Raw genomic sequence first — 252 nt, forward strand, 5'->3', positions numbered from 1 at the left:
TTGCCGCCGGGCAACGTGACGCTGGTCGATCAAGCAGGACATCTGTTAACCCAGTCGAACACCAGCAGCCGCGACCTGAACGATGCGCAGCTGAAATATGCCAGCGATGTTGAAGGTCGCGTACAGCGTCGTATTGAATCAATCCTGTCGCCCATTGTCGGTAACGGCAACGTACATGCACAGGTTACTGCCCAGCTGGATTTCGCCAACAAAGAGCAAACCGAAGAGAAGTACAGCCCAAATGGCGACGAC

1 protein-coding gene is annotated in these 252 nt (G+C 54.8%); it reads left to right on the forward strand.

Annotated elements, in window-relative coordinates; genetic code table 11:
- On the forward strand, positions 1–252 hold a 252-nt coding region (locus FDX22_RS20935), incomplete at both ends, for a flagellar M-ring protein FliF C-terminal domain-containing protein (RefSeq protein ID WP_304571795.1).

Source organism: Citrobacter sp. TBCS-14 (assembly GCF_005280805.1).
Lineage (GTDB): Bacteria > Pseudomonadota > Gammaproteobacteria > Enterobacterales > Enterobacteriaceae > Citrobacter > Citrobacter gillenii.